The following is a 25,682-nucleotide window of genomic DNA, read 5'->3' on the forward strand; positions in this document are numbered from 1 at the left end:
AATGGGGGCGAAAGCCCCTTGTGATTTTCGGGAATGTAGTCCAAAAGGCCGACAGAGCCGAAGGTCCCGACCGCGCTACGATCGCTGCGGAACCTCAGTGCAACGACGTACTCTGCATCCGGCACACAGTCGTCACAAACGGTTGCTAGGTTTCCGATGTCAGCTGCTCGCTGGAGGTGGAGAGGGGAAACCACTGTGTCGACCGAAAGTCAGGTCGATGCGACAACGGAGTCGCTGACGCACACACAAACTTCGAAGAATCCCGCTCCCTCCTCCGCCGTGCAGGGACGGACGGACTGGCGGCGCAGCTACGCCCGGCGCCTGTGGATCACCGATCTCCTCGCGCTGATCTGGGTGGTCTACGGCACCCAGATCGCCTGGTTCGGGCTGGGCAACGCCCAACTCTCCATGCGTGAGGATGCCCGTCTGAGCGACGTGTCGTACTGGGCTTTCTCCACCGGCCTGATCATCGCCTGGATGGGTGCCCTCGCCTGGAGCGACTCCCGGAGCTACCGCGTCATCGGCACCGGTTTCGCGGAGTACGTGCGGATCGGCGAGTCGAGTTTCAGGCTCTTCGGCGCGATCGCCATCATCGCCTTCCTCACCCAGATCGACGTCGCCCGCGGGTTCCTGCTGATCAGTCTGCCGATGGGCATCCTGGTACTGCTGTTCACCCGTTGGCTGTGGCGCCAATGGCTCGTCGTGAAGCGTGAGTCAGGTGATTTCTCCGCTCGCGTGCTGCTCGTCGGTTCACTTGACTCGGTGACGCAGATCGCTCGCGAGCTCCGCCGCGTGCCGAGCGCGGGGTACCACGTCGTGGGCGCCTGCACCCCCACGGGCCAGATCGCCAGCACGATCCCGGGCACGGACATCCCCTGGATGGGTTCCGTGGATGCGGTCGAACGGGCCATGGAGCTGACCTCTGCCGACACCGTGGCAGTGACGAGCACGGACGAGCTGCCCCCGTCGAAGGTGAAGCAGATCTCTTGGAACCTGCAGGCCGGAAAACAGCACCTGGTGCTGGCGCCGAGCATCCTCGACATCGCCGGCCCCCGGCTGCACACGCGCCCCGTCGCCGGGCTGCCCCTCATCCACGTCGAGACCCCGCGATTCAGCAAGGGCCAACTGTTCCTCAAGCGCAGCATGGACCTGCTGTCGAGCACACTGGGCGTGATCGTGATCAGCCCGATCCTCATCGCCCTCGCAATCGCCGTGCGCCTCTCCTCCCCCGGCCCGGTGCTGTTCCGCCAGACGCGCATCGGCCGCGGCGGCCGTGAGTTCAAGATGTTGAAGTTCCGGTCAATGGTGGTCGATGCCGAAGATCTGCTGGAGGGCCTGCAGCAGAAGCGCGCCGAAGTCGGCGTCGATTCAGGCAACGAGGTGCTCTTCAAGATGAAGAACGATCCGCGGGTGACTCGCGTGGGTCGCGTAATGCGGAGATTCAGCCTGGATGAGTTGCCTCAGCTCTTCAACGTGATTGGCGGGTCGATGTCGTTGGTCGGCCCCCGCCCACCGCTACCCCGAGAAGTCGAACAGTATGCGGATCACGTACATCGCAGGTTTCTTGTGAAGCCCGGGGTTACGGGGCTATGGCAGGTGAGCGGGCGTTCTTCCCTCTCCTGGGAGGACACCGTTCGCCTCGACCTCTCGTATGTCGAGAACTGGAGCCTCATGGGAGACTTCGCAATCCTCTCGAAGACAGCGAAAGCAGCCTTAGCGCCAGGCCAGACTGCGTTTTGACATTTACTCAGCACCAGGAGCATTACACGGTGAGAAAATCCGTAGCCATCATCGGCACGCGAGGCTATCCGAGCTATTACGGCGGTTTCGAGACCGCGGTTCGCAAGCTAGCGCCCTACCTCGTTGACGCGGGCTGGGACGTGACCGTCTACGGGCGTGATGGCGCAACCAAAGACGACGATCCAGGACGGGACCTGCGCGTCAGAAGCATCATGACACGCGGCGTCGAATCGAAATCGATCAGCACGCTCTCCTATGGCTTCACAGCGTCACTGCATGCGTTTCGAATGAAACCAGACGTCGCATTGGTGATGAACGTCGCGAACGGCTATTTCCTCCCTCTCCTGAAGGTTCGAGGCGTTCGCACGCTCGTGAACGTGGACGGGATTGAATGGCACCGCGCCAAATGGGGCCCTCGCGCGAAGAAGGCATTCCGTGTCGGAGCCCGCCTGACGAAGTGGTTCGGTGATGAACTCGTTTACGATTCACACGAAATCGGACGTAGATGGAAAGACACGTTCGAGCGTCACGGTCATTTCATTCCGTACGGTGGTGACGTCCCTCCGGAGCTACCCGTCGAGCCGGGTTTCACCCATCGCGGGTATGTTCTCGTGGTCGCGCGGTTCGTCCCCGAGAACACCATTCCGGAGTTTCTCGACGCCGCCGAGGCTATCTCCCGCCATATTCCGGTCGTGATCGTCGGTTCCTCCGGATATGGAGGACCACTTGATGAGCAGGTGGCCGAGTTGTCCCGCCGACACGAGTCGATCACGTGGATGGGCCACATCAGCGACGACCAGCGGCTCCTCGCCTTGTGGCAGCACGCTGCCGTGTATTTCCACGGTCATAGTGTGGGCGGCACCAATCCGACGTTGGTGCAAGCTATGGCGACGGCCACTCCGATCGTGGCTCGGGATACCGCGTACAACCGCGAGGTCTTGGGCGGCGGCGGGCATTTCTGCGCGCCCAATCCGGCGGATATCGCGGAGGCCGTGGTGGCACTCGCGCGGGATGCGGACGCTCAGGAAGCGGCCTCGCAGCAGAATTTCGCGCGTTCCCGCGCGGTCTATACGTGGGAAGGCGTCTGCGCCAGCTATGAGCAGCAGCTGAGCGCCCTTGCAGAACGGAAAATGAAGTGACCGACTCTAGGCCTGGACTCATCGCATTTCCGATGCACGGGCAACACAAGCTCTCCAACGAGGGCTACCGTACCCGTGATGGTCATTTCATCGAATGGTTCGGCAAGAAGCTGCGCGGCAAGGGAGACGTGAGAGTCATCTCCCGCCCTGAGCCGCTGGTCCTTGCACCGTTGCGCCGGTACCCCTCCGCCAGCGTGGCACCGAATACGACCCCGATATCCACCCGCGTTTGGAAGCTGCCTTCCTCGAAGGATCGGCAGCGGTGGTGGGTTGATTCGCTGAAGTCGTATCATCGCCGGCTCCCCTCGGTGACAGCCCCGGTGATCACCTGGAACCCGTTCGTGTCGTTGTCGTCAGCGTGGCCGGAGGTCGTCCGGTCACGAATGCCGGTGGCGTTCGACCTTCTCGACGATTGGACAATTCACTATGCCTTCTCGGGTGTGCGCCGTGAGGTAACCGATGCATACCGGGCGCTCTTCGATCACGCTTCCGTCGTAACGGCGAATGCCGAGGGCACAGTCGAGCTGGCGAGACGTTTCGGGCGCGACGATGTCGTCTTTCTGCCGAACGGGTGCGACCCCGAACGATTCAGCCAGAACTCGAATGCTTCCGGGCCCCTGACCATCGGTTACGTGGGGAAGATCGGGAAGCGCCTGAATCTGGAACTTATCCTCGATGCGGCGGATGCCCTACCGCATATCAGTTTCACTTTCGCTGGTCCCGTGCTGGACCAGGAATACCGTCGGCCCATGGAAGCGCGGTCGAACATCACGATGCTTGGAGACGTCCACTACAACGACGTGCCGCAGCTCCTGACTAAGTTCGACCTGGGATGGGTACCCCATCGCGTCGGTGAGGGCGAGGTGGGTGGGGACGTCATCAAGACGTATGAGTACCGCGCCGCAGGTCTTCCTGTACTCACGACTCCAGTAACCGGCGCAGCGAGTCGCGGCCTAGACGCGATCACCGTCCTACCTGCGAGCGATCACGTCACCTGGCTCACTGCAATCGCGCAACGAGGGACTCAGCGAGTCACTCGTGTCGCATCTCCCCTACCTCCCGACGTTCGCTGGGACGGAAAGGCGGACTTCATTCTCGATCGCCTTGGCTTGGGGGCGCGCGCTTGAACGAGTCCCCCCGGGTCTTGTTAGTCGCGATCCCGCTCATGGCCCGGAGCGGCGTGTATAGAACGACTCACGACCTCGTGCGAGCGGCTCAGAGTGCTGGATTCAGCTGGAAGGCCCTCGTCGGAATGCGTCCCGGCGCCCCCGGCGCCCCTCTGATCACCCCGGGCGTACGCGAGTTCAGCTTTTCGGCCCGCGGGAACGCTGGAATACGGCATATTCGCGAGATTATCGGGGCCGCCCCTGAGGCAGCGGACGCCGATGTGGTGATCTCCTTGATTTCACAAAGCGACGTAGCTCTCGCGAAATCCGGAATTCGCGAAGGCAGAATCTGGATCGCTTGGGTCCGTGGACGACCTTGGCCCGCTGTCGGTGAACAAAGTCTCTTACGGCGAGCCATCCTACGTGTCGTTGAAACGGCGGCGTTACGTCAGGCGGACGACGTGTGGGCAACGACACCGGTGCTGGCCGGCGAGTTCGCGTCCGCAAGAGAGGCACACATTGTGCCAGCGGGAATCGCCCCCGTCCGTCGCATTGCCAACGGGCAAGACGGAAGCGGACCTTTGGTATGGGCTGGGCGCGTCGCCATTGATAAGCGCCCCGGATTGTTTGCAGATATCGTCGCCAAGACAGGCCACGCCGGTGTTGCGTTCGGAGACGGACCACTTCTGGGAACCTTGAAAAGCCGGAGCGTCCCAGGCCTTCGGTGGGAGGGGTGGACGGATTCCGACTCGCTCTGGGCTGATGCGTCCGTGTTCGTGGGGACCTCTACTCGGGAGGCTTTTGGCCGCAGCGCCGTTGAAGCTGCCGCCGCTGGGCTTCCCGTCGTGCTCGGGGCGCAGTATGGGGCGGCTCCGCTGCTTTTCACCGATCAGGGCATTCGGAGAGCATGCGTCGTCGACTCCGATGACCCGGCAGTTTGGGCACGCGCAGTCCGAACTCTGCTCGACGACGCAGATCTCCGCGAGGCTGTCTCTGAGCATGTCCACTCGAACGCGCAACAACTCACGATAGACGCCTCGGTGAGAAGAGCGATCTCGAGGGCGCAAGAACTGCGCCAGGAGCGGATTGAACGATGAGAACCAGCATTTTCGGTCGCGTCGCTCGACGAGCCTCCAAGGTTCGACGCGGTGCGGCCTCGCGCCTCATCGTGCCTATACTCGCAGCCCGTGGCCGCCGGACGAAACGATTCTTGACCGACCCATCCGGGACTACCGTTGTGTCGCTGACCAGCTACGGACAACGACTCAATACGGTTCATTTAACAATCGAATCGATCGGACGCGGCCGCACTCGCCCCCGTCGGCTCATACTGTGGACTGACCCCGGGGTGACGGACCATGATCTGCCCCCACAGCTGCTCAGGCTTCGCTCACGTGGGCTCGAGATACTCACGAGCCAGGGCCGATTCGGACCACACACGAAGTACTACCCCTACGTGACGAGCAACACTACCCACACCGACCCGCTGGTAACTGCCGACGATGACTCTTTGTACCCCAGATCATGGTTGGCCAAACTGGAATCGGCAGCATCATTATCCCCAGGGACAATTGTGTGCTACCGGGCACACCGTATCTCGATTGATGACCATGCGAATGTCGCGCCGTACAATTCGTGGGGTTCGGCCGATGGTAAATCAGCCTCAATTCTGAACTTCGCGACGGGAGTGTCGGGAGTCTACTACCCACCCACTTTCCTGAATCAGCTTCGCGTTGACGGTGAAGCCTTCCTGAAATCTTGTCCACAGGCTGACGACGTTTGGCTCCACTATCGGGCTGTCACGCATGGATGGCCCGTCCGCCAAATCAATCACCGCCCCCGCAAGTTTCCGGAGATCGCTTCCACTCAATTGGTTGCCTTGCACCGCACGAATACGGGTCAGAGCGCGAACGACCGACAGATTTCTGCCACGTACGACGCGAAGGCCCTCGCGACACTCAGCGCAGCGATCTCCGCACCTACTGCAGGCGAAAAATGAGCCGAAGTCGAGGGGATAGCTCGTCTTTCACAAGCGCGCTGAAAAACTTCTTCGGGAATGCTATTGCACCGCTCGCTGGACTTGCTAGCGCCCCAATCTTGGCGCACACGCTTGGTGCGCAGGGCCGCGGCGAGTTGGCAGGAGCAACCGCGCCATTTCTCCTGCTGGCCACCATTGCAGCTGTCGGAATCCCTGATGCTGTGACCTACTTTGTAGCCCGCCAGCCCGGACACAAACTCAGCGTCACCGTGCGGGCAATACTATTGGTTGGTGCTGCCGGCTTGGTAGCGACCATTGCCGCAGTGGTGACCGCTCCCCTACTGGCGGCAGGCGACGAGCAACTGCGCTCGCTGATCATATTGGCGTCGCTCGGGATTCTCCCAACTGTTGTTGTCGGCGTGCTCCGCGCAGTTGCAGCGGGGCTCGGTCTATGGACGCTGGTCGCGGTCGAACGGGCGACCGGCCCGCTACTCCGGTTGGCGCTCATCGCGATTTTAGCGATTGCTGGCGAACTCACCGTCCTCGCAGCGACTCTGTGCATTGCATATTCACCCATCGCCGCCGGCCTCGTCTACGCGCGGCTGCTCAAGCGAACTGCTCAACCTGCACCCTCCCCTCCCGGCCTAAAAGCGGTCGCAGGTTATGGGGCTCGTGCGTGGCTGGGCTCCATCGCTGGCGTGATTTTGATGCGGATCGATCAAGTTGCGATGGTGCCCTTGAGTTCCGCGCAGGAGCTCGGACTATATGTCGTCGCCGTGACGATTGCGGAACTGCCTCTAGTGGTCAATACCGCCATTCGGGAGGTGGTGTTTGCGGCGGATGCCAAGAAAGCATCGAATGCAGACCTGTCCCGCGCCGCGCGGCTGTCGCTTCTGGTGTGTCTCTGCATTGGCGTCACACTCGGGACAACATGCTTCTGGTGGATTCCGATCGCGTTCGGGGACGACTTTGGGCCCGCGGCGCCGATCGCGATCATGCTCTTAGCCGCAGTTGTGGCTGGCATTCCGGGATCTGTCGCAGGTGCGGGCCTTAGCGCACGAGGGCATCCCCAGCTTCGAAGCTACTCGCTGGTCGTAGCGTGCGTTCTTAACGTTGCACTAGTCTTCTTCCTCGTTCCGCCTTTGGGGGCGATGGGCGCTGCTCTGGCGACACTCGTGGGCAACTTGGTATCAAGCAACATCAACATCCTCCAGCTCCGTGCTCGATACGGCATGTCTGTAAGTTCGTTCTATGTCATCAGGATCAGTGACGTGGTTTCTCTCGTCCGTCGGGTCCGGCGAATGATGCGCGGTCAGAAATAGCAGTCCTTGTTCGAAGCCCTTGCTCGTTAACCGTCCGACGAAACCTGAATTGCACTGTCGCGAGCAGGTGAGCCACTAGCAGTCACATAGACCCACCCTGGGTCGCCTTTATCTAAGAGGAGTTCTATGCACCTGTCTGTCATCGGATGCGGGTATCTCGGCGCGGTTCACGCTGCGGCGATGGCCTCGATCGGCCATGATGTGGTCGGTATCGACGTGGACGAGCGGAAGATCGCGTCGCTGTCGAAGGGGGAGGCGCCGTTTTTCGAGCCCGGGCTGCCGGAGATCCTGTCTGAGGGCATCGCGTCAGGGCGGCTGCGGTTCACGACCGATATGGCCGAGGCTGCCGGCGCGCAGGTGCACTTCGTCGGCGTGGGTACCCCGCAGGTCAAGGGTGGCTACGCCGCCGACCTCACCTACGTGGACGCCGCCATCGACGCTCTCCTGCCGTACCTCGCTGAGGGTGACATCGTCGCGGGAAAGTCGACTGTCCCGGTCGGCACCGCCGCAACCCTCGCCGAGCGGGTGGCTCCGACCGGGGCGACGCTGGTGTGGAACCCCGAGTTCCTCCGCGAAGGGTGGGCGGTGCAGGACACCATCGACCCGGACCGGCTCGTCGCCGGCGTCCCCGCAGGCCCGGCGGGCGAGCGGGCCGCGGAGATCCTCCGCAAGGTGTACCACCCGTCCGTGGGCAAGGGCACTCCGTTCCTGGTCACCGACTACGCCACCGCGGAACTGGTGAAGGTGTCCGCGAACGCGTTCCTGGCCACGAAGATCAGTTTCATCAACGCGATGGCTGAGATCGCGGAAGTCACGGGCGCGGACGTCACTCAGCTCGCCGACGCGATCGGCTACGACGACCGGATCGGCCGGAAGTTCCTCGGCGCCGGCATCGGTTTCGGCGGCGGTTGCCTGCCCAAGGACATCCGCGCGTTCTCCGCCCGCGCCGAAGAGCTCGGTCGCGGTGAATCCGTCGCGTTCCTGCGCGAAATTGACGAGATCAACATGCGCCGCCGCGACCGCGCCGTCGACCTCGTCGTCGAAGGCCTCAGCGGATCGGTGTTCAAAAAGAACATCACCGTCCTCGGCGCCGCGTTCAAACCCCACTCCGACGACATCCGCGATTCGCCGGCTCTCGACGTTGCCGTTCGCCTGCACGGCCTCGGCGCCTGGGTCACCATCACCGACCCGGCCGCAATCGAGAACGCCCGCCGCATCCACCCCCAGCTCAACTACGTCGACGACCGCGACGAAGCTCTCCGCGGCGCCGACGCCGTCATCGTCGTCACCGAATGGGACGAATACCGGCGCCAGCTCTCCCCGGAGCACGCCGCGACGCTGACCCAGGGGCGGATCGTGATCGACGGACGCAACTGCCTCGATGCCGCTGCCTGGCGTGAGGCTGGCTGGACCTATTACGGGATGGGTCGACCGTAGGCCTTCTACTAACCGCTATTCGGTGGTGTTCACCAGGATGGTCTCCTGGTGAACACGACCGTTTCATCGCTTCACGCCTGGTTAATGCTGATCCCGAAGTGACCGTCGACGCATATTGACGCCGCGCAGCGCGAAGGGCGCTCTGATCCCGGCACACGCCCAGCCACCGCCTATTCGCCGAATCGGCGCTGGTGCAGGGGCAGGGGCAGGGGCAGGTGCAGGTGAAAAGTTCTAGTCACGCCGCGAGGGCGGTGGCGTGTCCACGATGGGTGTCGGACTACGCCAGGGTCAGACGTCCAACGCCCGATCGTTGGCGGCGGCGGCGGCGGGTTCCCTCGATCCAGGTCACGATCGTGATCCCCTGCTCCTCGCGACTTGCTCAGGAGCGCCCGTTGAGTGCGTTCTCCTGCAGCGGAGCGAAGAACGACTCCGCGGCGTCGTTGTCGCCTGCGGCGCCGGCCCCGTCCAACCACCCGATCATCCGGTTATGGAGGAGCTCGCAGCGGAACTCCCAGGTGCGTAATGGGATCGTCGGCCTATCCGGACGCGAACACCGATGCGCGCCCAAGTGAACGCGCCGCTGAACGAAGCCCCGCCTTTGCGAGCAGGTAAGAGCATGAAACCCATGGGAGCGTTGGGTTGACTCGTCAGCTCGGCATGCGTGTCAAGCGCTAAGGGTTTTAGGCCGTGCGATGCCCTCTGAATCGGCCTGACTTCCGCGAGCATCGGTAGCGCACGCTCACGCATCTCCGGCGAGTACTTCCTGTTCACCGTGTTCCATCCTTGCTTGAAGAACGGAACGAAAGTCAGGCCGATTCACCTGACGGAATCGGGCTACCCGCTGGCCTTGAAACCGAGGTGCCCTGCCCGCAGGCGATCGACATCGGACAGCGGTACCAGGTGTATTTCCGCATGCGGTCCTCGAAGAGTGGCGGCGGTTTACGAGCGTTTCTGCATTGACGGTGCGCAGAGCTTCAACGGCAACGTTCCGCTCGGCTACAGCCGGAACGACGGGCCAGAGTTCCGCTTCGGGGTGTACTCGAATGACATGACGGGTCAGCGGCTGGTTGAGTTCAACCAGCCCGAGTTCGGTGCCGTGAACATTTGGTCGCGGATCACTGCCCCCTGATAGTGCCGACTCATGGGTCGCGCCGATAACTCTTGATGTTGGCGCGACCCATGAGGGTGGTAGCTGTCCTCGGCGCCGTGTACCCCATAGGCTCGTCGTTGAGGCGGGGGGGCGCGAGAGAGTCTTCCGGGGAGGACGCTCGGGGATGAGTCGAGGAGCAGGCGGTGTAGTTGGGGCAGCTGAGCGCGCGCGCAGTCGAGCGCTCGAGGAGAGTAAGCCCCGCCTAGCTATCTACCAGTGGGCCGCCTTTGGGATGATCCTCGCGATCTGGGCGCACTTCTGGGTTCCCTCGCTCATCAACGCGGTGCTTATCGGCCGCCAGTACGCGGGCCTGGGCGACGTCGTCGTGAGCCCGCTAGCGGGTCTCGCCGCTAAGGCACTCCAATACTTGTCAATTGGGCTGATTCTGGTCGCTGCGCTCGACGCAGCTGTGGCGCGCGCGAAAGTCGACCTCGGGCGCATCCTGCTTGCGATCGTCCCGTGGGCGTCCATCTACGTTGTGGACGTCTTCACGAACGGCGGCGTGCCATGGCAAGCCTGGATGTACCCGCCCGCGATGGCGATACTCAGCATTGCCAACCTCCCGGCCGAGCGGGTCTACACGCTGATCCGGAACATGACACTGTTCATCGCGGGCCTCAGCCTCATGCTTGCCCTGCTCCCGGGGCAACCCGGAATGATGCCGATGAGCTTCCACAGCGGCGGGGAGAAAGCGATTATCGGTTCGTCGATCCTCGCTGGCCCCTATGGGCACTCGAATCAACTTGGCCTCAACATGGCCCTGGGTCTGCCCTTCGTAGCGTGGACGACCCGTGGATTCGGGCGCGTGGGGGCAATTGGGCTTGTAGGCCTCGTGCTTCTCTGGTCGGCGTCGCGCACATCAATACTCGTTGCGGTCGCGGTGCTAATTATCACCCTGGTTACGCTGTGGGCCCACCGTGCGGCGAGTCGGGTCCTCGTCCTTTGGGCGGCGGTCGCAGCCTTTGTGGCGATGGTTGCGCTGCCTCTGATCAACGACGACCCGACAGCCTTCACGCAGCGCGGCATGATCTGGCAGCAAGGCCTAATCTCCTTCATGGAGTCGCCGCTGACTGGGACCGCCGCGAACGCCTTTATGGAGGCGTCTGATCTGTCCCTTCGGATCGGGGACATCATCAACACTGGTCACAACGTGTTCGTGACAGTTGCCACGATCGGTGGCCTCATCGGCATCGTCGGGTTCGTGGTCGCGCTCCTTACAATGCTCACATCAGGTGCACGCCGCTACGCGTACGATGCGGTCCCGTTGCTCGTGCTGATGACGATTCTGCTGTTGTCGGTAATCGAGGACCCTCTGCGCGCGTTGATCCTGGCGCCCGCGAGCGCGATCATCTGGCCGATCATATCGATCCTCTTCCGGCGCCCAGACCCCGTAGGACAGTTCTCGCCTGATGCCCTCTCGCGCCGCGCGACTCTCACCAAGACAGAGAAGGTCGGATTCACCCTGATCTGCCTCGTCGCGGGGGTGGCGCTCGCCGCGATGGCGATGCAGGGCTAAGATCCCCAAGCGCGAAAATCGCAGCGCCGAGTCGCCGCACCGTGGGCCTCAGGCTGGTAAATGTGTCGTTCGCGGGCCCCGAAAGTCGTCTTGCTTGGATGGATGCGCTACGTGGGGCGATGATCCTGCTCGTTGTCGTCTTCCACGCGGCAGGCCGAATCCAGCGCTATCAGCCCTACGCTCTCTTTTCGGCGGGAATGGATCTATTCAAGTCACCGGCAGGAAAGTCTGCCCGAAGTGTGGGGGCACTTGCGTCGGTGCCGGCTGGGGAGTGTTCATTTTGATGGTGACAACCTGCACCGGGCGCACTTTCGTCATACCCATCATGCTTCCCTCCGGCGTCGCGGCTCAAAACGGCGGCCGATCGGGACGTGAGCAGCGCAGGTCGGCGGTGATGCGGCACTTGTCCGACAGCGTTTTGGCAAGGCCGTAGGGCTAGAAGGACTCGCCGGATGGAAGACCGTCATCGATGTGCTTCTGTCGACTCGCGCAGTGAACTGTATCCCCAGGTAACGCCCGTGAACCTAACGTCCGGAGTGCTGAACATTTCCGTGCAGGCACGCGGGGCTGTCATGGTTGGTTGACGCTGGATGCGTGGCGCGGGAGCTTCCCGGCGTAGGGCAGCTTCCGCGCTGCTTTCGTAATGGGCTTCTCTATCCACAGGTAGATCAGCGCGCTACCAACGAGTGCAGCCATGATCGAGCCCAGCACGGAGAGCCAACCGACTCTCACCCCGATGATGGCAAGCACCGCGGGCACCAGCGGGGCGATCAGCGGGTGGAATAGATAGAGAGAGTACGAGGCGTCACCGAAGAACAGAACCGGGCGCGGGATGCTGTGACCGACCCAGCGTTCGGCCGCCACAGCGGCGAGGACAATCGCTGCGACAACCACGGTGCGGAACCACGCGTTGCGCGACCAGTCGCCATGGCCGATCACGGCCAGTGCGACTCCGACAGCCGCGAGCCCGGCAAGCATCTGCGGGATGTATCGCCGGAGGGTAGGGCTTGTGGCGACCTTTGCGATGGTCATCCCAATCACGAAGTACAGCACCACCTTGTCGAAGTAGAACGCCCAGATCGGCCAGACGCCGTCTCCGCGTATGAGGTGGCCTGCTGCGGCCAGCACCATAATTGCGCTGGCGAACATGTATGGGTTCGCGCGGACCAGAAGTCCTATCGCGAACACGGCATAGAAGAACATCTCGAAGGTGAGCGTCCACCCGACGCCAAGCACGGGTTCGCCCTTGCCCGCCTCGTTCAGCGTGGGCAGGAAGAGGTACGAAAACAGGACATGCTGAGGGTTCAACGCGCTGTTTATAGCGACACCGGGCAGGACTAGTAGGGTAGCCATCTTCGCCGTCGTGGCTATCCAGTACATCGGTACGATGCGGGTTACGCGGCGCATCGCGAAGTACTTCCAGCCGCCGCGGATTTTCTGGAACGGCGATGCGGTGATCATCATCACGAATCCCGAGATCACAAAAAAGATGTCGACGCCGACTGTGCCGCCCTTCCAGACGAAGAAGCTCGGGTCGAGCCTGTCTGCGACGTAGTAGGTCGAGTGAGTGATCACCACCAGCAGTGCTGCGACGAACCGCAGGGCCTGGATGCTGTCATACCGGTGCACGCTCGGTGCCGAATCAATCGGTTCCCCCGCCACCATCGGAGGGTAGCATTCGGCCGACGTTGCACCTTGTCGGGCGTGGGTCCAGAACTACCCAAACCCTCAGCAGTCCCCAGTTACCTTGGGGCGCAATGACCATGGCTTGGGGCGATAGGTTGAGCACCACCATGGTGGTTAACCCTTAGTTCGGCGCAGGCCAGCATCACGGGCGGGGGAAGTTGAACGGAGAAACCCGCGCTGTGCTCGATCAGCAGCGAGCGACCCGTCGAGAATTCTCAGCCGTTACTCAAGCAGGTCACGGCGGACACGGTCGTGCGTGGCGCGTCGTTCCCGGAGCTTTGAAGGCGGCGGGCTCTCCACCTCGGCCCGGCAACGGCGGGTGTACGAACTCGGCGCGGTCCCTCCCGACCTCCGTCACGAGGGCGAACTTGGGCGCTTTCTGCGGCCTGAGCCCACCAAAGGAGGGGTGCGATGGCGTCGATAATGCCGGCGCGTCGGTGGGGTCGGCCGCTTCCTCCGGCCCTGGAGGTCCCGACGCGAGGGGACCGAGTGCCGGCCAGCCGCGGGGGGACAGTGCAGGCTACGCGCCGATGCCTGTGAGCGGGAGCATCCCGGTGTCCGGCGCCTCGGCCGGGGGTGCCATGAAGCGGGCGGGCCGCCCTGCGCGTCGCCCGGTGCGCTCACTGCGGGATCTACGGACGATGCTGGCAGACCGCGAGTTCGCGTCGATGCAGGACTTCGCCGTCGCTGCGGTGTTGGAGGCGGGGTATCCCGTCTCGGCGATTGCGCGTCTGTTCCGTGTGCCGTCCTGGCGCTTGGAAGAGTGGCTCCAGGCGGCCATCGCCGATCTCGACCATCCCGCCGCCCCCGCCGCTCGGCGCGACGAGGCTCCGGGGACGCGTGCGGCGCGGTAGCGACGCGCGCTCCGTCTTGTCCTCCACAGGTGGCGTGTTTACGACTTATCCACGGGTTTGAAACATCCCCTGATCTGGGGCTTCATCGGGCCGGGGAATGTCGGTGGCCCTGGCCAGAATGGGGGTATGACGACATCGAGGCTCCCCTTCGGCACGAGCGACGCTGACGCCGCCGTGCTGGCCGGGTTGGTGTCGACATCGCGGCAGGTGTTGGCGCAGAAGAACGCCGGTGATGCGGGCGAGGTCCGGTTCCTCGCCGACGCGGGAGCGTTCGCGCTGCGCCAAGCCGGGAAGAACTCCGTGCAGGCGAAGGAGATGGCGTTACGGTCCGTCGCGGCGGAGATCGCGGCGGCGTGGAACGACTCCGACCGGTCCGTGCTCTCCCGGATGAACCGGGCGATGACCCTCATCGACCACTACCCCGACACGTTCACCGCGTACGAGCAGGGCCGGATCCTCCGCCGGCACGTGGATCTGGTCGTGGAATGCGGCGCCCCGTTGGATGCGGAGGCGCGCGGGTTGTTGGATGCGGCCGCGGTCGTGCAGTGCGAACAGAACTCCCCCAACCGGGCGAGACCCCTGCTGCAGATGCTCGCGGAATCCCTGCAGCCCCGCACGCTCACCGATCGGCACCAGGACGCGAGGGAACACCGCCGCGTCCGCGTGCTGCCGCTCGAAGACGGGATGGCGGAACTGATCGTCACGCTCCCGGCCACGCTGGCACACGCGATCCTGGACCGGCTCACCCGGCAGGCCACCGCGGTGAAGGACGTCCGGGAACGCGCACGGGTGGCGGTCACGGCGCAGGAGGGTCTGCTCGGGGTGGATGACGAGCCGTCACCCGCGGAGGTCCTCGCGTCGGATGAGCGGACCACCGATCAGATCCGTGCCGACCTGCTCGCCGACATGCTCCTCACCACCACCCCCGGAACCGACCCGCACCTCGATGGTGACGGAGCGGGCGGACTCGGCGCGATCCGGGCAGTCGTGCAGGTCACCGTCCCCGTCCTCACCCTCCTCGGCGCGGGCGACGAACCGGCCGACCTCGCCGGAATGTCCCCCGTCGACGGGGCCACCGCCCGGAAACTCGCCGGGAACAGCGCGGGGCTGGACCGGATCCTGACCCATCCGATCACCGGGGCCGTGCTCGCCACCGACCGGTACCAGCCCATCGCCGACCTGAAACGATTCCTGCGCGGCAGAGACCACCGCTGCCGATTCCCCGGCTGCCGCATGCCCGCCATCCGCTCCGACGTCGACCACACCCGGGATTATGCCCACGGCGGACCCACCGACGCCGGCAACCTCGCCCACCTCTGCCGCGGACACCACACCCTCAAACACGCCACACCCTGGCGGGTCAGGCAACTGGCCGCCGGGATCCTGGAATGGACCTCCCCCGCCGGACACACCTACACCGACCACCCACCCGGACCCGCACTCCCCGGCGCCACCGCGGCATCCCTCGTCGGCACAGGCACCGGCAGACCGTCGGTCACCTTCACCCCCGACGGAGAACCACCACCCTTCTGAGCAGTCAGGCGGCCCGCCGCACTTCTGAACACCGCATCACGTCGGGCTTCCTGTCTCATTGGTTGGTACGCAGGCCCGCCTGCGCTCGCCGCAGCCAATACACTCACAATCACGAACGCCCGCCTCCGCCCCGAAGCGGAGAATGGCGGGGCACCTGTGGGGGACGACTACCGATGCGCACGAACTCGGCTGTGGACACCGGCGAACTCATCGTGAGGGAGCGACTACTCCGGCGATTCTGGGACGCAGAGGAAAACCTCACCCCCTTCGTGCTGCTCGTCTCTCCCGCCGGCTCCGGAAAGAGCACCCTGGCAGCTCAACTGATCGACTCGCCCTCGGTGGTCGGCACCCGCGTATACGTGACACATGCATCTGCGCGGCCCGACCGCTCGCTCTGGCGCACGCTCGCCGACGCCCTCGCGCAGAGGGAGGCCGCGCCACCGGTCCTCCACGAAGCAGACGCCCGCGAGCACGTGCGCCAGTTCGTCGGCGCGATGACGGAACCGACACTGCTCGTGATCGACGACTACCATCACGTCAGCAGCGTCGAGAACGACCGCGCCCTCCTGGAACTGAGTGGAACCAGCCCTCATCTCCGCCTCTGCGTGCTCGCGCGATCCGTGCACATCCTCGACGGCCCGCTCTACCGGCACCGTGTCCGCGTCATCACCCGGGAAGACCTCGCCTTCACGCCCGCTGAAGCGCGCGACCTCGCCGCACAGTGGGGCGTCGACGTTTCACCGGCCCTGACCGACGCGCTCGCTCAGGCCGGCGGATGGGCCATCGCCGTCACCGCCCTCCTCCGCTCCGCGCAGTCATCCGAGAGCTCCCCCGATCTGCGCGAGGGGAATGACGACCCGAGCCCACGACATTCGTCCACCCCCCACCCCGCGCTCCAGCGCCTCGCCGTCGACATCCTCGACGTCCTCGGCCAGCTCGACCCCGCCGCCCGGGGGCTCGTGCTCGCCGCATCCCTCGTCGACGGGCTCACCCTGAAGCACGCAGAAGAGGTCCTCGGAAGGCCGGCGGTCGCAACGCTGATGCACGTGAGAACGCTGCGAGAACTCGGGGTGATCACCGCGGTCGGGTCCACGCCCACCGAGACCTTCCATGTGCACCCGGCCGTGCGTGCCACCGTCGCCGCACAAGCCACCCGCGAAATCAGCTCGTCGAAGCGGCGGGCACTGGTGCTCCGCGCGACCCGGGACAGAGAACGCGGCACACCGCTCGACGCCTTCCGGGCATATCTTCGCTTCTCGTACCTGCCTGAGGCCGAGCGGGTCCTCGCAGCCAACTTCACCCTGATCACCGACCACCGTGCCACCTGCCTGGCCGCGCTCGATCCCCTGACGGACGACGATCTGTCCACGCACCCCACTCTTGCGGCAGCGCGGTTCTTCCTCGAGTTCGAACTCGCCACCGTCTCACCCAAACGCCTGTGGCACACATCACAGTTGTCCTACCGTGGCGCGCAGCGCCGACTCGAGATGAACCCGGACCCGGACGACCCGCTGTACCTCGCGCACCGCGCGCAGGTCATGGTGGGCGAGCGCGTGCGGGGCGACGCCCCCGCCGCCCTCGCCATCGCGAAAGAGATCGAGGCCCGGCTGAGCTCTCCCGCGGGACTCGTGGACGGCGATCCCGACGACGTTCCCTCCCACGGCCCGTACACCGACCCGGCCCTCCTCGCCGAGATCGCCTTCACCGCCTTCATGGGCGGAGACGCCGGCCTTGCCCGCCGCGCATGGCAGAAGCTGGCCACCCTGGTGGAACTCAGTCCCGGCTCTGAAGCGTCCGCATCCCGTGCCGGGATGACCCGCAGCACGGTGCGGCACGGCCCCTGGCTGCACGTGGCACTGAGCGGACTCGCTCTGGTCGAATCGAACGAAGGGGACTTCAGACAAGGCGCGGAGCTCCTCGCCCGATCCGATGACATACGTGAGGCACACGGTCCGGGCCCGGCCCTCGGATGGGTGAACGCAGAGGTCGTCCGCGCTCACCACGCCTATGAGTTCCGGCGACCTGACCTGCTCGCGCAGGCGGTCGCACGCATCTCCCCCTGGTACGACCGGATCGAGCAATGGCCGATGGTGATCATGGCCGAGGCCGAGAGCGTGCGTTACCAGCGCGGACCGGACTGGGCCCTGCCTCATCTGCGCGCGGCGGTGACTCAGGTCGAACGCGAGCGGCACGGCGTGGGCGTGTGGGGCGGTTACCTCGCCCTGTACCAGGCGATGCTCAACACGACGTCGGGGAACTTCGCGACGTCGAAGAGCATGATCGATTCCCTTCCGGCGAAGAACTCGTTCGTGCAGATCGAGCAGGCACGCCTCGCGCTGTTCCGTAGCGACGACGTGCGGGCGCTGCTGACCATCCAACGTCTGGGAACGGCCGCCCTGAACCTGCGGCAGCGGATCGATGCCCTGCTGATCGGAGCGGTGGCGGCATGGGGATGCGGACGCACCCAGGAGGCGTTCGTGTCGCTCCGCGATGCCGGTGAGCTCATCGAGCGGTGCGAGTTGTCGATGATGCTGCGGTCCGTCCCCTTCGACCCGCTCGTCGAGATCGCGGCGGCCGCGCGCGACGCCGGCGTCTGCGATATCACCACCCTGATCGACAGCGTCCCCGAGGCGGCGCGCTGCGTGCGGCGCGAAAGCCTCACGCACATGGAGCAACGTGCGCTCGAGTCGATGGCCACCCACCCCGCGCTGGCGGATGCGGCGCTCGCCCTCGACATCGCCCCTGCGACCGTGAAGCGCCACCGGCTGGCCGTGTATCGCAAGCTCCGGGTCGGTAGCCGCGAGGAGGCGATCTTGCAGGCCACGCGGATGGGGCTGCTGCCCGGCCACGGCAACTCGGGCTGAGCAGCGTCGCTCGGTCGGCGCGGGTGGGATCGCCACGACGACGGGCCCGGCTGTCATCGTTCCCCCCGTCGTGAAACGAGCCGCGCGTCGGCATAGCCCTGTCGCCAGACGTACCCGGTCACCACCGTCATCCCCGCGATGAGGTACACACTCCACCACGGGAATCCCGGGATGGTCGGGTCGCTCCCCACCGCCACGACATCCTCCGGCGGGGTGGGCAGCACCCGCTCCCCGGTGACGACGATGCGGTGCGAGTTGATCCCGAGCGGTGTGCAGGTCACGAGGGTGACGAGGTCCCGCCCGGGTTCAGCGCGCAGCGTGCCGGTGTCGGCGGGGTCGATGACCTCCTTCGTGCGCACCTCGTAAGTCAGCACCTCACCGAACACCTCCACGGTGAACCGATCGCCCACGTCCACGCCATCGAGGTCGGTGAACATGGTCGCGTTCGCGAGGCCGCGGTGAGCAGTGAGCACCGCGTGGGTCCCGCTTCCACCGACGGGCAGGTGCGAGCCCTCGAGGTGGCCCACGCCTTTCAACAGCACCTCATCGCTGGTGCCGTGGTAGATCGGCAGGTCGACGTCGATCTGCGGGATCCGCACCCGCGCCATCAGTCCCGCATCCGACGCCGTGAGCGTCCGGGAGTACTCCAGTGCGTCGTCGCTCGAGGTCCCGTCACCGACCGGGACGTTCGCGTTCGAGCCGAGCACGACGCCGGCGCTCAGGGCATCGTTGTAGGCATGCGCAGCGGCGAGCTGCTCCTCGGCAGTCGGGGTGACCCGTTCGAGGGAGCGCTCATAGTTGCGGAGGATCTGCGACTGGTTGTATTGCGACCACCAGGACGCGGTCATGGGATACAGACCCGCCCCGAGACCGGCGAGCGCGAAGAGCGCGACCGTGAGGGTCAGCACGCTCGGCCGCCACCGCCGGCCTCGCCCGCGCGAGCGGCGCGAGCGAGACCGACGCGTCTCGAGTTCTACGGTCACCGGATCAGGCCCGCATCCGTCGACGCTGGAGGATGAGCGCGGTGATCGCCATGATGCCGAACCCGCCGGTCAGTGCCCAGAACATCGACGTGCCCATGCCACCCGTCAGCGGCAGCGTCGGCCCTTCCACCGGGATGTTCACGATGTCGCCGTAGTCGACGTTCGACACGACCCGGATGTCGATCGGCTGGATCTGCTGGTACCCGGCGGGCGCTCGCGTCTCGGCGAGCTGGTAGGTCCCGATCGGCAGGTCCCGCACATGGAAACCGCCCTGGGCGGGATCCCTGTCGGCACCGGTGCAGTCCGCATCCGACTCGGCGACGCAGTCGGTCACGACGATCTGCGACGACGGCACGAGCGCGGGCGTTGCCGCATCGTCGTACCGGGTCAGCGTCCACTCGGATCCGGCGAGCGCCGCCGCGGGTGTCTGGCCGTCGACCTTGTTCCAGGTGAGCGTGCCGACCAGCGGATGCGTTGTGCAGAGCCGGGTCGTCGGGTCGCACGTGCTGGGCGGGGTCTCGCCGCGCGTCACAAGGAAGTTGCCGAGCACCCCGTTCGTGTCGTCGGGGAGGGGATCGTTCACGCGCATCGCATAGTGCACGGTGGCGGTGGCCCCGGGCGCGAGCGTTCCGGTGATGGACATCTCCGTGGCTCCTGACACGACCGCGAGCGGCGTCTCGGCGACGACCGGCCCCTCCAGGTCGGCGTCATCCGCCACGTCGGCGAATCGGTCGACCTGATCGACCTGCACCGGAACACGGCCCGGGTTGTGGAAGGTGAGCTCGTACGAGACGAGGTCACCGGCGGTCACAGAGGTTCCCGATACCGGAATCGAGCTCTTCGCCCTTTCGAGCACCGGAGGGTACGGGTCGGCTGCGGTCGTGGACGAGTTGTTCGCCTCGTTCGGGTCGTGCTCGTTGCCTTCGATGTGGGCCGTGTTGATGACCTGACTCCCGGGAGCGGTGATCTCGGTCATTACCTTCGCCGACATCTGCACTTCCGTGGTCTCATTCACCTCCAGCGCACCGAGCACGCATGTCAGGGCGCGGCCCACGACCGTGCACCCCTCGGTCGTCGACGCGACCTCGCCCAGTCCTTCCGGCACGGTGTCGGTGAGGACGCTGCCACTGGACACGTGTTCCGGCCCGTGGTTGGTGACGGTCATGGTGTAGTTCAGCGTGTCGCCCACCGCGTATTGCGCGGGGCCGTCCTTGACGATTCCGAGGTCGACGTCACCACCCGGCGCGCTCGTGCCGTCGTTGTTGCTCGTCGGGGGACCCGTCAACTGGGCGGCGAGGGTGAAGGAGATGTTCCCCCCGCCGGTGGAATCCATGTCGACCAGGAAGACCGCGCCGGTCTTGTTGTCCGAGAAACCGAGGCGTCCGTTGCCGAGCGTCCAAGCCGCACCGAACTGGCGCCCGTCCGTGTTCGGGATCGGATTGGGGAACGACGTCACCACGAACGTGCCCGCCGGCTGTTCCGTGATCACGAAGATGTGCGTGGGCGACGCACCGACGAGGCTTCCGCGGGTGCCCAGGAAGTCTCTGCCGCCCACCCAGGTGAAGTCGGCGACGCCCTCTATTCTCTGGCTGTTCGCGGTGAACGTGATCTTGGTCGCCGTCTTCTGCGCGACGTCGACCGCCCACATGGTCTTGTTGTGGTTCGAGTTGTTGTAATCGCGGACGTACAGCAGATGACTGTTGCCGCCTGGACCCGGAATGCCGCCGAAGGCGCCCTGTGTGTAGGTATTCACGTTGCCGCCCGTCGACGGCTCCGGGGCGGGCAGGCCAGCGATCCTGCCGAGGTCGACGGTCACTCCGTCCTGACCGATCTTCACCAGGTTGTTCGTGCCGTTCGCATCCTCGTTCGCCCGGATGCCGTAGATGAATCCGTCGTTGGTGTTGAAGCCGATGGCGTTGTAGCCGATGCCGTCGGCGGTGCCGAGGTCGGTCAGCGCGAGGTTGCCGTTCTGCTGCTGGCCGCCGAGCAGGGTGGTCGGAATGTGCTGCCCGATGAACACCTGCGGGTACAGCGGGTTGAACGCCACCGGAGGCGCCGCCTCGTCCGCGGCCTGCGCAGCGGGGGCGGCGACGGTTGCGGGTACGGCCACACCGAGGAGCGCGACGCCGAAGAGGAGCACCGCGCGCGCCGCACGGGGCAGCCTTCTCACGCGTCGTGACATGGGTGTGGGGTGTGGCACGGGACCGACCTCTGGTTTTCGCATGATCTGTGACAAAGGGTGCATACCGTGGGGACGCATTCGGAGATGCGCCCCCACGGTGTGCGGATGGTGCTAGCTGTTCGCCCGGGCGCGGCGGCGGTTCACCAGCACGAGGCCGACGGCGATCGCAGCGGCAGCGCCACCGGCGTAGAGCAGGATGAGCTGGCCGTTGGCACCGGTGAGCGGAAGGTCAGGGCCATCGACCGGGGTGTTGACGAGGTCCAGGTTGAGGACAGCAGGTGTCGCCCCGGCGGTGACGGTGACACCGGTGAAGGCGGCGGCGCCGGTCGGAAGCAGGTAACCGGTGGGGGCCGCGATCTCCTTCACCACGTAGCAGCGCTCGACCGCGTCCACCGAGGGGTTCACGGAGTCGCTGACGAACAGACCCGGGATGGCGACCACACCGGACGCGTTCGACGTGAACGTCGACGCGGTGCCCACCGTGATGGGCCCTGTTGCGACATCCGCTACGGCCGCCGTGCAGTCCGCCGCGTACGGCGTCACGGCGTTGTAGACCTCGAACCTGGCGCCCTCCAGGAGCCCGGTCGTACCGGTCGTACCGGCCGCGCGCTTCAGCAGTTCGACGCTGCCCCAGTTGACGGTGACCTCATTCGACTCCACCGTCTCGTCACCGGAGAACTCCGCCGTGTTGTGGATCACGCCATCCGCTCCGAGGGAGACGACCTTCGTGGTGAAGACGATCTCGATCGTCTTGCCGGCCTGGACGTTCCGCGGTTCCGCGTTGAGCCATTCGAGGCCTGCGGGAGTGAAGGCGACGGTGACCTTGGTCTTGCCGGAGACGATGGCAGCCGACACGGTGTAGTACGTGGTGTCGAGCGCCGTTCCATCGAGCTCCACCGACAGCACGCCGGTGTCGACCGGCTTCAGCCGCGCGTCGAACGCGTCCGAGATGGCGAACTGGGTCCAGTCGCCGACCTTGCGCGGAATCTGCTGCGTCACGGGGAAGTTCTGGATCGAACCCAGTCCGTTGGTGCGGTCCAGGGTGCTCACGGTCTTGACGGGAGCGCCGGTCTCGCCGTTCTTCGGGTAGGCGTGCACGTCGTACACCCAGCCACCCTCGTGCGGCATCGGCACCGCCAGGATGAACGGCTGCGACATCTCGGTGATGCGCTCCGGGGCCGAGGTCTCGCACACCTGGTAGAAGCCGATCGGGAGGCTCGTGGTCGAGACGCCGTCCGCGCCGGTGGCGGGCATCGGGATGCCGGTGCCCAGGCTGTACCCGGAGGGCGCGGCACACGCGGAGTTCGGCTGGATCGCCCGGAGCCCCTCCCAGGTCGCCGGTGCGGTCATATCGAGCGCCGCGCCGCCGCTCTGCGTGAGCGGGTAGACCGTGAAGATGACGTCCTCGACCGGGTGGGTGAAGGTTCCGGGCTCGGGGGCTTCACTGATGTCGCCGATGGCGCCGGGGGCGGCCTGGTGCAGGTACTTGTGCACCGTGAGCGAGCCGGTCTCCGTGAAGTCGATGTTGCCGTACTCGGCCGGGGCGGCGAACGCCGCGGACGAACCACCGGCGATGGCGAGCGTGCTGAGCGCGACCACGCCGAGCGCGGCGAGGACGCGCGAGGATGTGTGTTTTTTCATCGTGAGTGATGCTCCATTCGGGTGGATGCGGTGCGCACCCCAGCGGTAGTGAATCCAGCGGCACATCAGGGAGCGGGATCGCTGTGTCGGGTATGTGCGCGCCGGTAGTGAGGTCATTCAAAGGGCCTCGCTCCGGAGCCGACGAATCATCTACACCCGGTTCTGCACCATGGATGGCGCACCAGCACAGCCGGAATGACCCGGGAATCTCGCGCCGAAGGTCGCGCCGGCGGGGGCCGCGGGCGTGCCCACCATGACCTCTCCGTTCCCACACGGTCGCGGCGCAGAGGACGCGGCAAGACCGATCACGAGAGAGCCACTGCGCGTGCCGCCAGACATCTCGCCAGGATCACCGCCGACAACGTCGGCCGGATCCCCGCGCCCGGCCGCGGCGATTCGCGGACTTCGCCGCCCCCGGGCACACCGTCTGCTGCCTCGCTCCGAGCGTCGGGCACGACATGATCTCGGACGAGTGGGCCTGTCTACCGGGGCTGGTTGAGCCGATTCGACGAGAGGGCTTCGCCGGAGCGATGAACTAGGGGGCCGAGACGCTCGCCCGGGAGACGCCCGCGGGCGTCGCCTCCGGCCTGCGGGTGGACTCGCTCACCAGCATCCGCGCGTCGCCGGGTGCCAGAGGCGACACCGCATCGTCACATCGTCATCGACAGCAGCTGCGCGGTCCGCACCACGCTCGGCGCGATGGCGTCCGCGTCGAAGTCCTCGAGCGACACGAGGGCGACCGCCAGAGTCGATCCGGTGGCGGACGCCGACGGGACCGCCGCCGCGACGGCGAACCGGACGGGCGCCACCGTCCCCTGGGCCACCGCATAGCCCTTCTTCCGCGCGTCACGCACCGCCTCCGAGTCGCCCTCCGCCGGGGGCCGTGACGCCTCGATCGCGATCCTCGTCGCCAGTGGACCCATCGGGTGCCGGAAACCGGGCGGCGTGAAGACGTGCTCGGCGTTGGTGCTCGGCGTGACGGAGACGACGGTGGTGAGGACGTCGCCGTCCGCCGAGACGAGCGTCGCGGTGATCTCCGCCTCATTCGCCAGGTCGCGCAGCATCTGCTCCATCCCCGCCGGGAACTGCGCGGAGTACGCGCGGGCGAGCTGAATCGTGCCCACCCCCAGCCGGTACCGCTTCTGGTCATCTCGGCTCACCAGACGGTGGCGGATCAGCGCCTCGAGGATCCGATAGAGGGGAGCGCGCTGCGTGTTGAGCCGGCGCGTCAGATCGGTGATTCCGATTCCCGCCGGGCTCTCGGCCAGGAGGTGAAGGACCTCCCCCGCCCGGGCAACCGTCGTGGAGAACGGTTGACCTGCTTCAGTGTCAGGCAAGTATCTACTTTCGTCGCAGGTTCGGAACAGAGCAGTCTGATCATGCCATCAGAGAATGGCCCTCGGTGCGGCACGTGTGCGCCGCACCGAGGGATTGACCGCTCGCGTCATCCGCCGAAGAACGTGATGACCTCCTGAACGTAGGGGCCGTAACCCGTGATCGCCTCTTCGTCCGAAAGCGTCTTGATCTTGTCGATCTCCTCGAGCGCGGGAAGGCCGCCAGGGCCGGCCATCCCGGGCATCGTGGGATACCACCCTGCCTCAGCGAGCGTCTCCTGGCCTTCGACGCTCGTGAGCCAGTTGATCCACAGCTTTCCGGCGTTCGGATGCGGTGCGTTCTCGATGAGACAGTTCCCGCTCTTCGTCCACATGTTCCCGCCGCCCTCGGCGAACGGGAAGACGAACTCGATGGGAGCGCCTTGCGCGACCGTCTCCATGAAGTACGGGTAGTACGCCAGAGCCCCGATGGGATAGGTGCCCTGCGCGACTTCCTGCAGGACGAGCGCGTCCTTGGCGACAAGGGTGACGTTCTGTTTGATCCCCTCGCGGATACCCGCGTACTTCTCGGCATTCTCTTCAGGGGTCATCATCATCGCGAAGGTGAAGGCGGCGGCGCCACCGCCCGCGGGGCTCACCATGACGACCTTCCCCTCCCACTCCGGGGACACCAGCTCCTGCCAGCTCTTCGGGGCGTCCTCGGGATCGATCATGTCCGTGTTCACGACGAGCCCGAAAACGGAGACGTAGGGGAAGAACGCGCGGGATTCGGGACCGACCCACTCCGCCGGGATGTCCATGATCGGATCCATCTGCTGGCACCATTTGTCGAGCGCCATCGCGACGATCGGGGTGCGGCCGTCCGACGCGACATCGGCCACATAGTTGCCGGTCTGCTTCTCCTGCTCGAGCTTGGCGATGCGCTCAGCGGTCTGCAGCTGCTGGTACGTGATCTCGATCCCCGGGAAGCGTTCCTGGAACGCGTCGATGAGGGCTCGAGCGGGCGGGGGACCATAGGCGATCACCTGATTCTCGCCCGCATCCATCGCGGCGGCGTAGAGCTCTGCGAACTCTGCTTCCTCCGCGTCCGAACCGAGCGCACCGCCGTAGCCTCCTTCTTCGGCCGCCGCGCCGGGTTGCGTGGGGTCTGCCGACCCCGCGCAACTCCCCAGCAGGGCCATGGGAACAACGAGCGCAGCTGCCATCAGCCACCGTTG

The 25,682-nt window shown here is 65.5% G+C and carries 17 protein-coding genes; 11 read left to right on the plus strand and 6 right to left on the minus strand.

The window, feature by feature from the left end; translation table 11 throughout:
* Positions 1–195 precede the first annotated feature (195 nt).
* From F6J84_RS12540 to F6J84_RS12575, 8 genes are all read left to right on the plus strand, one after another.
* Complete coding sequence (locus F6J84_RS12540; protein WP_420846159.1) at positions 196–1,740, plus strand: sugar transferase; 1,545 nt, start codon at positions 196–198, stop codon at positions 1,738–1,740.
* 29 nt (positions 1,741–1,769) lie between these two features.
* Positions 1,770–2,879 carry a glycosyltransferase gene (locus tag F6J84_RS12545; RefSeq protein ID WP_150974170.1) on the plus strand — a complete coding sequence of 370 codons (1,110 nt, stop codon included), beginning with the start codon at positions 1,770–1,772 and terminating at the stop codon, positions 2,877–2,879.
* A gap of 32 nt (positions 2,880–2,911) precedes the next feature.
* Complete coding sequence (locus F6J84_RS12550) at positions 2,912–4,006, plus strand: glycosyltransferase (RefSeq protein WP_202980445.1); 1,095 nt, start codon at positions 2,912–2,914, stop codon at positions 4,004–4,006.
* Positions 4,007–4,131: 125 nt separating this feature from the next.
* Positions 4,132–5,082: a glycosyltransferase family 4 protein gene (locus F6J84_RS15840; protein ID WP_420846200.1), complete on the plus strand. Its 951-nt coding sequence runs from the start codon at positions 4,132–4,134 to the stop codon at positions 5,080–5,082.
* A gap of 898 nt (positions 5,083–5,980) precedes the next feature.
* Entirely contained in the window at positions 5,981–7,285 is a 1,305-nt protein-coding gene (locus F6J84_RS12560) for an oligosaccharide flippase family protein (RefSeq protein WP_191905666.1), read from the plus strand.
* Positions 7,286–7,411: 126 nt separating this feature from the next.
* Positions 7,412–8,722 carry a UDP-glucose dehydrogenase family protein gene (locus F6J84_RS12565; RefSeq protein ID WP_150974173.1) on the plus strand — a complete coding sequence of 437 codons (1,311 nt, stop codon included), beginning with the start codon at positions 7,412–7,414 and terminating at the stop codon, positions 8,720–8,722.
* A 928-nt stretch (positions 8,723–9,650) separates the two neighbouring features.
* A complete protein-coding gene (locus F6J84_RS12570) occupies positions 9,651–9,851 on the plus strand; it encodes a hypothetical protein (protein WP_150974174.1) in 201 nt (66 codons plus the stop codon).
* Positions 9,852–10,104: 253 nt separating this feature from the next.
* Positions 10,105–11,388, plus strand: coding sequence for an O-antigen ligase family protein (locus F6J84_RS12575; RefSeq protein ID WP_191905667.1), 1,284 nt, complete (start codon positions 10,105–10,107; stop codon positions 11,386–11,388).
* A 570-nt stretch (positions 11,389–11,958) separates the two neighbouring features.
* Here F6J84_RS12575 and F6J84_RS12580 read toward each other — a convergent pair.
* Positions 11,959–13,017, minus strand: a complete 1,059-nt coding sequence (locus tag F6J84_RS12580; protein WP_191905668.1) for an acyltransferase family protein — start codon at positions 13,015–13,017, stop codon at positions 11,959–11,961.
* A 698-nt stretch (positions 13,018–13,715) separates the two neighbouring features.
* Between F6J84_RS12580 and F6J84_RS12585 the strand changes: the two genes are divergently transcribed.
* From F6J84_RS12585 to F6J84_RS12595, 3 genes are all read left to right on the plus strand, one after another.
* Positions 13,716–13,928: a hypothetical protein gene (locus F6J84_RS12585; protein WP_150974177.1), complete on the plus strand. Its 213-nt coding sequence runs from the start codon at positions 13,716–13,718 to the stop codon at positions 13,926–13,928.
* Positions 13,929–14,054: 126 nt separating this feature from the next.
* A complete protein-coding gene (locus tag F6J84_RS12590; protein WP_150974178.1) occupies positions 14,055–15,461 on the plus strand; it encodes an HNH endonuclease signature motif containing protein in 1,407 nt (468 codons plus the stop codon).
* Between the two features lie 173 nt (positions 15,462–15,634).
* Complete coding sequence (locus tag F6J84_RS12595) at positions 15,635–18,325, plus strand: AAA family ATPase (protein WP_191905669.1); 2,691 nt, start codon at positions 15,635–15,637, stop codon at positions 18,323–18,325.
* Positions 18,326–18,378: 53 nt separating this feature from the next.
* Here F6J84_RS12595 and F6J84_RS12600 read toward each other — a convergent pair whose 3' ends face one another.
* From F6J84_RS12600 to F6J84_RS12620, 5 genes are all read right to left on the minus strand, one after another.
* On the minus strand, positions 18,379–19,233 hold the full coding sequence (locus F6J84_RS12600; RefSeq protein WP_150974180.1) for a class C sortase: 855 nt from the start codon (positions 19,231–19,233) through the stop codon (positions 18,379–18,381).
* Positions 19,234–19,312: 79 nt separating this feature from the next.
* The gene (locus F6J84_RS12605; RefSeq protein WP_191905670.1) at positions 19,313–21,478 is read right to left on the minus strand and encodes a DUF6923 family protein; all 2,166 of its coding nucleotides are present in this window, start codon (positions 21,476–21,478) and stop codon (positions 19,313–19,315) included.
* A gap of 123 nt (positions 21,479–21,601) precedes the next feature.
* Positions 21,602–23,131 (minus strand): SpaH/EbpB family LPXTG-anchored major pilin, encoded by a 1,530-nt coding sequence (locus F6J84_RS12610; protein ID WP_191905671.1) that lies wholly within the window; start codon positions 23,129–23,131, stop codon positions 21,602–21,604.
* 650 nt (positions 23,132–23,781) lie between these two features.
* Positions 23,782–24,468, minus strand: a complete 687-nt coding sequence (locus F6J84_RS12615) for a helix-turn-helix domain-containing protein (protein ID WP_191905672.1) — start codon at positions 24,466–24,468, stop codon at positions 23,782–23,784.
* Positions 24,469–24,575: 107 nt separating this feature from the next.
* Positions 24,576–25,670, minus strand: coding sequence for an ABC transporter substrate-binding protein (locus tag F6J84_RS12620; RefSeq protein WP_191905673.1), 1,095 nt, complete (start codon positions 25,668–25,670; stop codon positions 24,576–24,578).
* Positions 25,671–25,682 lie beyond the last annotated feature (12 nt).

It is taken from the genome of Microbacterium caowuchunii, from assembly GCF_008727755.1.
GTDB lineage: Bacteria > Actinomycetota > Actinomycetes > Actinomycetales > Microbacteriaceae > Microbacterium > Microbacterium caowuchunii.